Genomic DNA, 13,319 nt, shown 5'->3' on the forward strand with positions numbered 1-13,319 from the left:
TAAGAGTGGTGCGAGTGTAGCGCGGCCATGTTATTTCGTCTAGTAAAATTGAGGTATTTATTCGATGGATAGCATCCCAGCCGCTGGCGCGCCGCCTGGGTGAATAATTATCGGCTGGGCTTAATATGCCAGGTCGCGGGTACGCGCCGAAGAGCCGGTGACCTGGGAAGTTAAGGCTGGCTCGTAATTATTCACCCAAACGCAGCGCCCCACCCCAGCGCACCACTACCGCAACCGGTGCAGGATTTCGCCGGCGTGTTCCACGATGAGCGTGTCCGGATCGGCTTCGAAGGCCTCCCAGTCCAGCGTGTTCGGGTCGGCGTAGCCCAGGTTGTAGGCCTCGCACACCTCTGGCGGCACCTGTGATGCCAGGGTGATGCGGCAGCGTAGGTGTTCTTCGCCGGTTTCGGGGTCGTAGGTGCCGAGGCCACGGACGTGGGTGGAGTGTGCGATCTCGCCCCAGGGGTGGTCTTTGAACTTGTCCCACTGTTTGATGAAGTAGTCGATGCAGTGGTAGCCGATGTCGCCGATGCCGGGGTGCATTTCGGAGATTTCGGTGATGTGCGGGGCGTAGACGATGATTTCGCCGCCGTCGGCGCAGACGGGTTCCATTTTGTAGACGCCTTTTGCGCCGGTCCAGAGGTCTTCGTACATTTCTGGGACCTTGGAAACGATGCGCTTGTACGGGGCGTCGAGCCATTTGATGTGCGTTTCGTGGGCGATTTCGGCGCACGCCGCCCAGGCGGATTCGGTGGTTCCGTAGGAGACGGCGTGGAGGTGGGACGTTTCGTCGTCGCCAGTTGTGGCCACGTATTTGAGCGCCAGTTTTTCGCCGGGGATCATGTCGGAGGCGGTGTTGATGAGTTGGCGGACTGGGGTGATGCCGAGCGTGCCGATGATGTCGGATGCCGTGATCAGCGCGCCTACCCAGTGGGAGACGTCGATGACGTCGTGGACGGAGCAGCCCGGGAAGAAGTACTTGTTGCCGCCGGACATGCCGACGACTTCGTGCGGGAACACTGGCCCGATCACCAGGTTGACGTCGGCTTCTGCGACCAGCTTGTTGATCTGCACGTCCATGGGCCGGTCTTCGAGGAGCCCGTGGGTCAGGCGGGCAATTTCCTCGGCGGGCACGGTGCCGAGCGTGGCGATCGCGTCCGGGTTCTGCCAATCATGGTTCACGACCTCCGCCTTCGGGAACCGCGACAGCGGCGCACCCAGCAGCTTCTCGATCGCCGGCACACTCATCGCCGCGTGCGTACCCAGCGCAATCAGGATCGTGATGGACTCCGCGCGGTCCGCGATGGCGTCGTACGCCGCCTGAATCATCAGCGCATGCGGGCCCGACCGCGTCCCATCCGGAATAACTACTACCACTTTCTTGCCGTCGATGTCCGCGCCCGCAAGCTGCTCCCCCACAAACTCGCGTGCTTGCTCATCGCTTATCGACGCCTCCGGCCCCCCAATCAACGCCGCCTGCGTAGCAAGACCCTCGGGCACTGGTTCAGTCAGGTTTTTTGCACTCATGCTTTCTAGTCTACGGTGCCGCGCAAGCGCCAAATGTGAACCGTGACGCCGCATGCGATGAGCGGCAGGATAATCCACGTAACCGTCTTATTGATCAGCGCCGCAGAGATGAGGATGCCAGCCCACATCAGAGCGAGTGTGCGCACCTTGTGGGCGCGCGTCATCGTATGTTCGTGATAGTTGCGGATGTACGCGCCCAAGTACGGGTGCGTGATCAGGTACGTGTGCAACCGTTCCGAACTGCGGGCGAACAAAAACGCCGCGAGCAGAAGGAAGGGCGTGGTCGGCAGAAGTGGAAGAAAAATTCCGATTACGCCCAGCGCCAACGCGACGCAACCCAAGCCAGCAAAAACAGGTTTCACAATAACTACTCTTTGGTGGAGAACGCCTTCCCGATAAACGGACCCGCGATCGAGCGCGAAATATGGCAATCCAGCAGGTAGACGCCATCCTTGCCCGAATCGACCCACTTCTTGAACTCGTCAAGGTCGGACTCGTTGCGCACAGTGATAGCGTTTCCTCCGAAAGCGCGGAAGATAGCTGCGAAATCGACGCCCGCAATAAAGATCGATTCCTCCGGGTAATTCGGCCCCTTATACTGCTGGTATTCCGAACCGTAGGCCTCATCATTCATAATGATCACGACGCCACGCTTGGTCACACGGAGGAAACTTTCCGCATCCGCGAGACCCATGAGGGCGCCGCCGTCGCCAAGCACAGCCACCATGAAACGATCCTTCTCCTGCGCTGCGAGAGACACCCCAATCGCAGACGCCCACCCCATACCGATCGCCTCACTCGACGTACCCGTCAGGATCACCGAATCCGGCTCATGGAAACTGAAGTACATGTTCGGCCACCCAATGAAGTTGCCACCATCAGTGACCATCATCTTCTCCGCCGGAAGAATCGTGTCCAACTCCGCAATCAGCCCACGCGGATCCCACCGCGCATCCATACACATCCGCGGCGGATCCGGATAACCCAACGGCGGCGGAATCTCCCGATCCCTCTGCTCCACATCCGGCAAAATCTGACGCACAGCCTCCCGCACGTCAGCCTGGTAAAACATGTCCACACGCTCATGCGTCTTATCGGGGACCAGATCAATCTGAATCACCACGGCCTCCGGGTGGAACGCGTCACCGAAAGCCGTCGTGTACTTGTTCAACCCCGCGCCCAACACCAGGACGACGTCCGCCATCGCAGCATTAATCGCCCCATCCGCCGGAGCGAAACCGCCCACGATACCCACATGCCGCCACGGCCCCTCGTACGGGAAGAAACCCTGCGCCGGGGCGGTCGTAGCGACGTCGCAACGCAACAGACTAGCGAGCTCCAAGACCTCCTTGCGGGCACTTAACGCCCCGCGACCTGCGACGATAAGTGGATGGCGCGCATCATTGAGCGTCTGCGCCAACATCTCATCACGAGCCAGCGCCGGCTGCGGCCAAATATTCGGCTCCGGAGTCTGCGACCGCAACACCGCCATCTGATCCGTCAAATTATAAGGAATTGCAATAATCACCGGCGTGTTCTTATTAAACGCCGTCTCCACCGCCTGCACGGTCTCCTCAACCGCCGAATTCGCCGACACCGTGTAATACGGAATATTCAACGCCTGCGCCAAAGCCACCTGATCCACATCATGCGGCCGCTGCCCCCACACCGGCGCATCCCCCACCACGCACACCAGCGGCGTATGCGCCAACGTAGCCTCCGCAAGGCCAGTCAGAAGATTGGTAAACGCCGGGCCGTACGACGTCGTGGCCAGCGCCAACTTACGAGTCCCCCGAAAATACGAATCCGCCGCCGCAGCCGCAGCCATCTCATGCCGCACCGCTGTATACGGCACATTCTGCGCGCCGAGCTCCTCAATAAAACGCGCATTACCATTACCCATCACACCAAACGTATGGTGCACATGTTTAGCCAACGCGCGGGCCACAGCCTGCGGCACAGTGAGAAACTCAGCCATCAGAACCCCTTCCTAAATATTTTTAACCCAATCTTAGATAGCGACGTGTGGAAAGGCTATTTGACGTGCAGTTCGGGTGTGGATTGGGTGGGTTGGCTTGGCCGTGCGCGCGGTTTTTCTGCCGTTTGTCGCAAACCCTCCAATCTGTACACGGTGCAAAAATCTGACATGCGGGTTTAACTTGGCCTAACCGTCAGAATGGAGGCTTTGCGACATGCGGCCTCCCGCCAAGCACCGCCCGTGATACGAAAAAGACATTGTGCACGGGGTGCAAAAATTTGACCTGCGGGTTTCCGGCGCGCAGTCCTGCAGATTGTAGATTTCGTATCACTGCGCCGGCTCAGCGCCGGTTCTACGCTTCTCCCAGCACGTCTCGGACGATATATTCGGCGAAGCTTGGTGCGGAGAAGCTCAAGTATCCGTGCGAAGGGCTGTCTATGATTCCTTTATCTATCAACGACTGACGTGGCATGCTGATCGCTGATGATTCCTTACCCATAGCGCGAGCAATCTCCGCTCGTGGGACCATGTCGCCGCCTAGTTTCGCCATAGCGATGAGGAACTCTTCTTCGGCTGGCGTTGCCTTCATCCAACGGGCACGGTGAAAGTTTCGGCTTTCCTCTTGAAAATCGGCCAAGCCTTCCGAAGCTTCCCGCAGCGTAATGAAGTGCTCCGGATCTGGGTAACCAGCTGCTTTCCAAATGCAATCCCCCACCAACTGCAGAAAGTACGGATACCCCTTGCTTTCCTCTAGCGCAGCGTCAAGCGCATCCGCGTACCAGCCGACTTCACGCGACTTAGTGCTTTTGGCCAACACCTCTTGACTAGCGTTCTGGTCCAGGTTCCCCAGGTATGTGTATTTAAAACGTTCCGCAAAGCTAACCGCTTCAGTTATGACGTCCTGCGAATTGCTCAAACCCGCGGTCAGACACACTAACGGTAGATCAGCGTTCTCGTTTTGCATATGTTGCCAGGCATAAGCGAGTGCGCGTAGACCGTCGGAATCGGCCTCCTGGATTTCGTCGATAAGCAGAACTAGACCTGCATGCCCCGACTCTAAAGCGCCTGTGCAAGCCGTAGTCAGTGCATTTTGAACGAGGCGACCAGGCGATTGAATAGGCTCCGACCGGGTATTGAACTCCGCAGACACGCCCGGCGCTTGGATGGTGATGCGCTCCAACGACGAACGCACGCGCCCCACCACGTCCGACGCCCAAGAAGCGGAAGTAGCGTGCAATGCTTCGGCAATGCTGTCACTGAGCGGTGCGTCTCCGGAAGTCACCCACGCGGTGGCGAACCCATATTTCTCCGTAGCTTCCGTCTGGATTGTGCGTAACAAGCTGGTCTTACCGACGCCCCGCGGGCCAACGAATACAGAAAGACGACCTATCAGCTGCTCATCCATAGCAGCGGTCATGAGGTCAACACGTACCTCGCGGAGCAAGCGTGTGCGACCAAAAACGCGACGGGCGACATCTCCTGGTGTAAACGGGCTACGTTGCATACTCCCTGATTTTATACTTCTTTATACTTTGTTCGAAATATAAAGAAGTATAAAAATCTGGGTTGGCGGGCCGTGCGCGCGGTTTTTCTGCCGTTTGTCGCAAACCCTCCAATCTGCACGTGGTGCAAAAATTTGACCTGCGGGTTTAACTTGCCCTAACCCTCAGAATGGAGGCTTTGCGACATGCGACCTCCCGCCAGGCACCGCCCGTGATATGAAAAAGACATTGTGCACGGGGTGCAAAAATCTGACCTGCGGGTTTCCGGCGCGCGGTCATGCAGATTGTAGATTTCGTATCACTGGCCCGCGCCCAGCGCCGCCACCGACGGAGCGCGCCCCGTCGATAAGCAAAAGTTAAGCGCCTACCCACAGGTCCCCACGCCTGAGCACCTACTACACTGTGCAGGTATGACTGATGCGCAGGACAAATCCCAGGCAGGAACGCCCGCTACCCCATCGCAGCGTTATTCGGCGGCGCTAGCGAACGAGATCGAGGGGAAGTGGCAGCAGTATTGGCTGGATAATGGTACTTTCCATGCTCCGAACCCGGTGGGTGATCTCGCCGCGGATAATAAGGAGCGCCTCGATGGCGAGAAGCTTTTTGTGCAGGATATGTTCCCGTATCCGTCGGGGGCGGGTCTGCATGTGGGGCATCCGTTGGGGTATATCGCTACGGATGTGTATGCGCGTTTTAATCGGACTTTGGGTAAGAATGTCCTGCATACGCTGGGTTATGACGCCTTCGGTCTGCCCGCTGAGCAGTATGCGATTCAGACGGGTACGCATCCGCGGACCACGACGATGGCGAACATTGAGAATATGAAGCGTCAGCTGGGTGCGTTGGGTTTGGGTCACGATGAGCGTCGCGCGGTGGCTACCACGGATCCTGAGTTTTATAAGTGGACGCAGTGGATTTTCCTGCAGATTTATAATGCGTGGTTCGATAAGGATCAGCAGAAGGCCCGCCCGATCGCCGAGTTGGAGGAGCTCTTCGCCACTGGTAAAAAGCAGCTTGACGACGGCCGCTCCTGGGATTCGCTCACTTCCCTAGAAAAGCAGCAGGTCTTGGACGAGTTCCGTCTGGTGTACCGCGCGAATTCGATGGTGAACTGGTGCCCGGGCTTGGGCACGGTTTTGGCGAACGAGGAAGTCACCGCCGACGGCCGTTCCGAGCGCGGCAATTTCCCGGTGTTCCGGAAGCGTTTGTCGCAGTGGATGATGCGTATTACGGCGTATTCGGATCGCCTGCTCGATGATCTTGACCTGCTGGATTGGCCGGAGAAGGTCAAGTCGATGCAGCGTAACTGGATCGGCCGCTCCCGTGGTGCGGAGGTTAATTTCGACGCCTCCGGCCACACCATCACCGTCTTCACTACCCGCCCGGATACTCTCTTCGGCGCGACCTACATGGTTCTGGCGCCTGAGCATGAGCTTGTCGACGTCCTCGTCTCCGATGAGCAGCGTGGGGCCGTCGATAAGTACCGTGCTGAGATTGCGTCCAAGTCTGACCTGGAGCGCCAAGAGAATAAGGAAAAGACGGGTGTGTTCATTGGCGCGTACGCCACGAACCCCGTCAACGGCGCGCAGCTGCCGATTTACATCGCCGACTACGTGCTGACCGGCTACGGCACGGGTGCGATCATGGCGGTGCCGGCGCACGATACTCGCGACTACGAGTTCGCCCAGAAGTTTGACCTGCCGATCGTGGAGGTCGTCACGGGTGGCGACATCTCCGAGGAGGCCTACACCGGCGACGGCGTCCTAGCGAACTCCGCGAATGATCGCGGCCTGGACCTCAACGGCCTGGGCAAGGACGCGGCCATCGACGCTGCCATCTCCTGGCTGGCTAACGAGGGCGTGGGCCACGAGAAGGTGCAGTACAAGCTGCGCGACTGGCTCTTTGCCCGCCAGCGCTACTGGGGCGAGCCCTTCCCCATCGTCTACGATGCAGACGGCGAAGCCCACGCCCTGCCGGAGTCGATGCTGCCGGTCGAACTGCCCGACGTGGAGGACTACACCCCGCCGAGCTTCGACCCCGAGGACGCTGACTCCGAGCCGCAGCCCCCGCTGGCGAAGGAACGCGGCTGGGTCGAGGTAGAACTGGACCTCGGTGACGGCACAAAGACCTACTACCGCGACACGAACGTCATGCCACAGTGGGCGGGTTCCTCCTGGTACCAGCTGCGTTACATTGATCCGACGAACTCGGACGCGTTCGTAGACCTGGAGAACGAGCGCTACTGGACCGGCCCGCAGCCCGATAAGCACGGCGAGAACGACCCGGGCGGCGTGGACCTGTACGTCGGCGGCGTGGAGCACGCGGTGCTGCACCTGCTGTACTCGCGCTTCTGGCACAAGGTGCTCTTCGACTTGGGCCACGTGACGTCGCGTGAGCCGTACCGTCGACTGTTCAACCAGGGTTACATCCAGGCGTACGCGTACACGGATTCCCGCGGCGTGTACGTCCCGGCCGCCGAGGTTGAGGAGAAGGACGGCAAGTTCTACTACAACGGCGAAGCCGTAAATCAGGAGTACGGGAAGATGGGCAAGTCCCTGAAAAATTCCGTTACCCCGGATGCGATCGTCGCCGAGTATGGTGCGGATACGCTGCGCGTCTACGAAATGTCGATGGGCCCGCTGGATACGTCCCGCCCGTGGGCGACGAAGGACGTCGTCGGCGCCTACCGCTTCCTGCAGCGCACGTGGCGCCTGGTGGTGGATGAGGAAAGCGGCGAGGTCACCGTCTCCGATTCTGCGCTTAACGACGACGACCTGAAAGCCCTTCACCGCACCATCGCAGGTGTGCGCGAAGACTATGTCAACCTGCACATCAACACGGTGGTCGCGAAGCTCATCGAGTACGTCAACTACCTGACTAAGGCGCACACCGGATCCGTGCCGCGTGCCGCCGTCGAGCCGCTGGTTGTCATGCTCTCCCCCGTCGCGCCGCACATCGCGGAAGAATTGTGGGCGCGCCTGGGCCACGAGGGCGGTGTCACTTACGTGGATTACCCAGACTACGACGAAAAGTGGCTCGTCGACGACGAAATCGAGCTGCCCGTCCAGGTCAACGGCAAGGTCCGCGGCCGCGTCATGGTTGCCACCGACGCCGACAAGGACACCGTGGTTGCTGCTGCCCGCGACGCCGTCGCCTCCCACCTCGAGGGCAAGAACGTGGTCAAGGAGATCGTCGTCCCCGGTCGCATGGTGAACCTGGTGGTGAAGTAGCGCGCGAGCGCGTTGGGTTTCGCTGGCGCCCGCGTTTCCTGCTGTGTGCAGGGGCGCGGGCGTTGTGCTGTGTGGTGCATTAAGGGTTCCACAGCTTAGATGATTGGAAATCGATAGGAACGTCCATGTCATCGAGCCAATCATCTTCGGCGCTGAGAAAGTGATCGCGTAAATCTGATACGACATTATTGTGTGGATCGATATGATGCACGATGAATGCTGCTACGGCAAGCAAGTAATAGAGTGAAGAGCGATCGGCATCTTCAATTGCTTCGCTCAGTAGGTGCGGGGGATTTCTGATAGCTGACATCGTCAATGACGTCTGACGATTCCAAACACGCGAATGATGTGCCGCCGCATTTCGAAAGACGGTAAATACCTGCAGGAAGCTTGCTAAAACAGACTGGTGAATGTCTAGCCGTTTGGCGATGTCTTTCCTAATCTTCTCCTGTTTAATGTTGTTGTAGAACTTTGAGAGGAGCCCGATTGACATGAGCTCCGTGACCATCCATATGGGAGGCCGTGTGTCAGCGTATTTCTTGTAGAAGGCTTTAATGAAAAATTCTTGATGCCGGTCTCGAAGTCGCTTATCAAGTTCACCCAGATCTCGTAGGTGTGCCTCTTGGTTATGAAATTTAGTCTTATCTTGGTAGCCCATCGGGCCGTAGTGGTGGGCAAGGGCGTTGGCTAATGCCGATCGTAGCCATACTTCGATGGGTTCGGAGAGGCGCATGATTAAGGTGCGTAGGGTTGAATCGAATTCGTAAAGGCTAATTACCTGGTCTAACGTTGTTCCTGGGAGAATAAGGTGGCTATCGGAGTCTTCATAAAACCACCACATGTATCCGGAAAGTCGGTAGTACCCGATGCGTTTGATAGCTGCTGTCAGCTCGTCCTTTTGGGCTCGCAGGCCTCGACCCCGTATTTTTTGGACCTGTTGATCGAGCGAGATTGCAGGTTTAGAAAAGTGGACCTTTGCTCTTCCGCGCATGGTGTAATCGTAGAAGAAAATTAAGGAACCCGCCTATTTGAGGGCTTCAGCGACGTGAAACTAACCTTGGCGGGTCTTGTTAACTGCAATCCTAGCACTTGAGAGTCACAAACTCCAGTGGGATGGAGGGTAATCGGAAGGCTACCTCATGCGCCCACATGTACGGTTGTACACTGGAGTTTTCTCTGATAGTTTAAAGATGCGTGAGCGCAGCGCAAACGGGACCAGGCAAATTTTTTGTCAGTGCTGCGCTCATTCTTTTGCCTTAATGCGGGCTCGGGCGCGCGGGCCTCAGCCGCACCCCGTCTACCCGCACCCGCGGGGTGGTTCGAAGGTTTGAATAGCGGCGTTTTTTCGGCGAAAAATGTCTATTTTTCCAGGACAGCGTACGGTGGGGGCTGTTTATTGCACTTTTCCTATCCCGTATCCAAGGAGAATGATGGCCGGTAAAAACCGCATGGGTAAAGGCAAGCTAGCGGCGCTCGCAGGTGCTCTCAGTGTGGGGGCGCTCGCTGCCCGTGACCTGACTCAGAAGAAGCATTCGATTTTGCGGATTTACCCCGTATTGGGGCATGCGCGTTACGCGTTGGAGGCGATTCGCCCGGAGCTGCAGCAGTATTTCATTGAACGTAACTGGGATGGCCGGCCGTTCGACCGTAATACTCGTAGCCTGATTTATTCGCGTGCGAAGGGGCAGACGTCGACGACGGCGTTCGGTACCCAGGAGGACGTGTACGCGCAGGGGCATCGCAGTCTTATTCATTCGATGCGTCCGCTAGCTGTGCCGGAGGAGCCAGCGCGCGTGATGATTGGTGGCCCGCAGTGCGATAAGCCGTATAGCTGCTCGTTGCTCAACGTGTCGGCGATGAGTTTCGGTTCCCTGTCGGGTCGTGCTGTCGAGGCGCTGAATAAGGGCGCGGAGATGGGCGGCTTCTACCATGACACCGGCGAGGGCGGTCTGTCGCCGCACCACACGAAGCACAATGGTGACCTGGTGTGGGAGTTGGGCACCGGCTACTTCGGAGCACGTACTCCCGACGGTGGCTTCGACGACGAGACGTTCGCCCGCAAAGCGCAGTCCGACCAGGTGAAGATGACGCTGCTGAAGATTTCGCAGGGTGCCAAGCCTGGCCTCGGTGGGGAGCTGCCGGCGTCGAAGGTGACGGAGGAGGTCGCGGAGATTCGTGGCATCCCGGTGGGCAAGGCGTTTACGTCGCCCGGCGCGCATTCGGAGTTCGATACGCCGAAGGGGATGCTCGAGTTCCTGGACAAGATGCGTCGCCTCTCTGGCGGGAAGCCGGTGGGTTTCAAGCTGTGCGTGGGTTCGCGCCAGGAGTTTTTGGCCGTGTGCAAGGCCATGTTGGAGACGAACATTCTGCCGGATTACATCGTGGTCGACGGGGCCGAGGGCGGTACGGGTTCGGCGCCGAAGGAGTTTGAGGACCACGTCGGCATGCCCCTGACCGAGGGCCTGACCTTCGTGCACAACGCGCTTGTGGGCTGTGGCCTGCGCGAACACATCAAGATTGGGGCGGCTGGCAAGATTGCTGCGGGCAACGACATCGTGCGCCGCCTGGTCCAGGGCGCGGATTTCCTCCTGTCGGCGCGCGCCATGATGATGGCCATCGGCTGCGTCCAGGCGATGGAGTGCCACCTGGGTACGTGCCCGGCGGGTGTAGCTACGCAGGATAAGTGGCGTGAACGCGCACTCGACGTGCCGGACAAGGCGATGCGCGTCAAGCGCTACCAGGCGGCGACCGTCGCCTCGGCGATGAAACTCATGGCCACCATGGGCGCCACCAACCCCAGCGAGCTGCGCCCCGACATGATCCGCTGCAACGACGACTACGGCAAACCACAAACCTACGCCGAGCGTTACCAGTGGCTTGACGACGGCCAACTCACCGCCGGCGACATCCCCGACAACTGGGCCGCCGACTGGGCCGCCGCGTCGGCCGACACGTTCGCTCGCGTCTAGGCGTATACGCCTACCCGTCTTAGACTGGTGCCATGAGCTGGCACATTTACGACACCCTGCGCGCACCCCTGCCCCGCGACATCACGGTGACCGACTTCGGCATCGCCCCGCACTGGGCGTGGGTGCGCACCTCCGACGGGCATATCGGCATGGGCGCGGTGTACCCCGGCGACGGACGTCCCGTCGCATCCGACTCCCCGGTCGGTATGTCGCTTCACGACGCCTCCGCACTCATCACCTCCTGGAACTTCGCGGAAGCCGGCGTCGGATTGGCCACGATGAACGCCTGGTACAACCGTCCACCCGTACCCGCCGGCACGGACGCCGACGCGTTCTCTGCTTTCGCGCGCCGCTGCGCGGGTAAGCGCGTGGGCGTGGTCGGTCATTTCCCGGGTCTGGAGAAAACCCTGCACCCGGTGGCGGACGTCCACGTCTTCGAGCGTGTGCCCCGCCCCGGCGATTACCCCGACTCGGCTGCCGAATTCCTCCTGCCGACCATGGACGCGGTCTTCATCACCGCGTCAGCCCTGGTGAACAAAACGTTGCCGCGCCTGCTTGAGCTGTGCCCGCATGCGTGGGTCGCGCTCGTGGGCCCCTCCACGCCGCTGGCCTCTGCGCTTTTCGACGCCGGCGTGAACTGCCTTTCCGGCTTCATACCCACGAATCCCATGGGCTTGCATGCGAGCCTACGGGGTATTGGTGGCGGCCGGAAGTGGGACCACGGCGTCCGGGTGAACGTGGAGGGTTAGTAATCCGGCATCGAGAGTGGCGCCGGACCGTACCAGGATTCCGGAATCGCCTCGGGGGAGAACGACGGGTGCACTTCCGTTGGGATTGGGGGTTGGATCGGTTCGATCGTTTCGGCCTCATGGGTAGTTGCTTGACCGGGGTTCAAGTAGATAGCTCCGCCCGCGACGATGATGGCTGCGGCGACGAGCACGAAGTTACGTTTGTGCATAGTGGTTCCTTTCGATGCGGTGTTATCGGAACACTATCCCAGCGCAGCGCCTAACACAATAGTTTGTTTGAAAATTTCTGCAGTGAGAATATTTCCTGGGCTACAGCGTCGTCGCAGTTACACCACCCACGACGAGCGCCAGGAAGCAGACTGCCGCGACCGCCCACCAGTGGCGTTTCGGCAGAAGCGGAAGCTCATCGTCCGGGCGCGCGAAAGCACGACGCTCGGAGATGGCCAGCAGTTCCCAATTGGTGCTGTATTCCTCACGTGCCTGCGCCCACGCCCGCACGGTCCGGGTATCGGCGCGGTTGCGCAGGTGCCAATACGTGCCGGGCAGGGCGAAGGTCACGAAGTACGCCAGTGCGGTGGCCGTGTTTGTGGGGGTGGGGGCGTCGATAAGCGGTAAGAGCATGAGCGCGCCCAGTACAATCGTCCCACCCGCGGCGATGCGCTTGGCGCGGGTGGGCCGGTACTTTTGCAGCCGCGCGCCGGCATCGGTCTCGGCGAGGTAGGGCAGGAGCGGGTCGGACATGCGCTCAGTGTACGTACGACTCCAAGGCCAGGGCGAATTCCTCCGCCGTGAAGCGTCGCCCGAAGAACGGCTGCCCAGGCGTCAAGGCGCGTGCGGGTGCACGTACCGGGTCGAAGCCCATGTCGCTGATCAGCTTGTCGACGGCCACCGCATACTCCTCGGCACCCGCAACACCCATCGCGCGCCCTAGGTGGGCTTCCGTGTGTAACTCGCTGTAAGTCGTGTGGTTTAGCGTCTTGACCACCGGGTTGTTGGGGAAAAGCTCGGGCACGTTGACTTCGGGGGCGTCGTCCCAGGCGTTGGTGGCGTCGATAAGCAGGGTGCCGGGCGTGGGGTCGAGCGTGTGTAGCGCCTCCTGCGGGATGGCGAGGATGACGGCGTCGGCGTGTTTCCACAGCTCAGCGGGGGTAACCCAGTGGGCGCCGGGCAAGGTAGTTTCGACGATCATCGCGTTAATCGGCGTGTCCCGGCCGGTGACATAGGTGGGGTAGCCAGCCTCGAGGGCCAGGCGCGCGACCGCGGTGCCCAGGCGGCCGGTACCGACGACCCCGACGGTGGTGATTGCGTGGGTGTGCTCAACTCCGCTAGTGTGTGACATATCAACAACCATAGCAAAGGAGACA

General features: G+C 59.8%; 11 protein-coding genes. 3 read left to right on the forward strand and 8 right to left on the reverse strand.

Going from position 1 to position 13,319, the window contains the following annotated elements; genetic code table 11:
* Nucleotides 1-225: 225 nt before the first annotated feature.
* The 4 genes from ATK06_RS03730 to ATK06_RS03745 all read right to left on the reverse strand — a co-directional run bounded on the left by ATK06_RS03730 (nt 226) and on the right by ATK06_RS03745 (nt 5,009).
* Nucleotides 226-1,527, reverse strand: coding sequence for a lactate racemase domain-containing protein (locus ATK06_RS03730; protein WP_048381844.1), 1,302 nt, complete (start codon nt 1,525-1,527; stop codon nt 226-228).
* A 5-nt stretch (nt 1,528-1,532) separates the two neighbouring features.
* Nucleotides 1,533-1,889 carry a YbaN family protein gene (locus ATK06_RS03735; protein WP_053072925.1) on the reverse strand — a complete coding sequence of 119 codons (357 nt, stop codon included), beginning with the start codon at nt 1,887-1,889 and terminating at the stop codon, nt 1,533-1,535.
* A gap of 5 nt (nt 1,890-1,894) precedes the next feature.
* A complete protein-coding gene (locus tag ATK06_RS03740; RefSeq protein ID WP_098388863.1) occupies nt 1,895-3,505 on the reverse strand; it encodes a thiamine pyrophosphate-binding protein in 1,611 nt (536 codons plus the stop codon).
* Between the two features lie 352 nt (nt 3,506-3,857).
* On the reverse strand, nt 3,858-5,009 hold the full coding sequence (locus ATK06_RS03745) for an ATP-binding protein (protein ID WP_048381842.1): 1,152 nt from the start codon (nt 5,007-5,009) through the stop codon (nt 3,858-3,860).
* Between the two features lie 408 nt (nt 5,010-5,417).
* Between ATK06_RS03745 and leuS the strand changes: the two genes are divergently transcribed.
* Nucleotides 5,418-8,237 (forward strand): leucine--tRNA ligase, encoded by a 2,820-nt coding sequence (gene leuS / locus ATK06_RS03750; protein WP_098388864.1) that lies wholly within the window; start codon nt 5,418-5,420, stop codon nt 8,235-8,237.
* A 79-nt stretch (nt 8,238-8,316) separates the two neighbouring features.
* Here leuS and ATK06_RS03755 read toward each other — a convergent pair whose 3' ends face one another.
* Nucleotides 8,317-9,228, reverse strand: coding sequence for an Abi family protein (locus ATK06_RS03755; protein ID WP_098388865.1), 912 nt, complete (start codon nt 9,226-9,228; stop codon nt 8,317-8,319).
* A 439-nt stretch (nt 9,229-9,667) separates the two neighbouring features.
* Here ATK06_RS03755 and ATK06_RS03760 point away from each other — a divergent pair, with 439 nt between their 5' ends.
* Nucleotides 9,668-11,206 (forward strand): FMN-binding glutamate synthase family protein, encoded by a 1,539-nt coding sequence (locus ATK06_RS03760; RefSeq protein WP_197712613.1) that lies wholly within the window; start codon nt 9,668-9,670, stop codon nt 11,204-11,206.
* A 32-nt stretch (nt 11,207-11,238) separates the two neighbouring features.
* Nucleotides 11,239-11,955, forward strand: coding sequence for a DUF364 domain-containing protein (locus ATK06_RS03765; protein ID WP_048381835.1), 717 nt, complete (start codon nt 11,239-11,241; stop codon nt 11,953-11,955).
* Here ATK06_RS03765 and ATK06_RS03770 read toward each other — a convergent pair.
* The 3 genes from ATK06_RS03770 to ATK06_RS03780 all read right to left on the reverse strand — a co-directional run bounded on the left by ATK06_RS03770 (nt 11,952) and on the right by ATK06_RS03780 (nt 13,294).
* Nucleotides 11,952-12,164 carry a hypothetical protein gene (locus tag ATK06_RS03770; protein WP_048381833.1) on the reverse strand — a complete coding sequence of 71 codons (213 nt, stop codon included), beginning with the start codon at nt 12,162-12,164 and terminating at the stop codon, nt 11,952-11,954. The genes ATK06_RS03765 and ATK06_RS03770 overlap by 4 nt on opposite strands.
* Before the next feature lie 100 nt (nt 12,165-12,264).
* Nucleotides 12,265-12,696, reverse strand: a complete 432-nt coding sequence (locus tag ATK06_RS03775; protein WP_053072921.1) for a hypothetical protein — start codon at nt 12,694-12,696, stop codon at nt 12,265-12,267.
* A gap of 4 nt (nt 12,697-12,700) precedes the next feature.
* Nucleotides 12,701-13,294: an NADPH-dependent F420 reductase gene (locus tag ATK06_RS03780; protein ID WP_161796020.1), complete on the reverse strand. Its 594-nt coding sequence runs from the start codon at nt 13,292-13,294 to the stop codon at nt 12,701-12,703.
* Nucleotides 13,295-13,319: the final 25 nt, after the last annotated feature.

Source organism: Corynebacterium renale, assembly GCF_002563965.1.
In the GTDB taxonomy this organism is placed as follows: Bacteria; Actinomycetota; Actinomycetes; order Mycobacteriales; family Mycobacteriaceae; genus Corynebacterium; species Corynebacterium renale.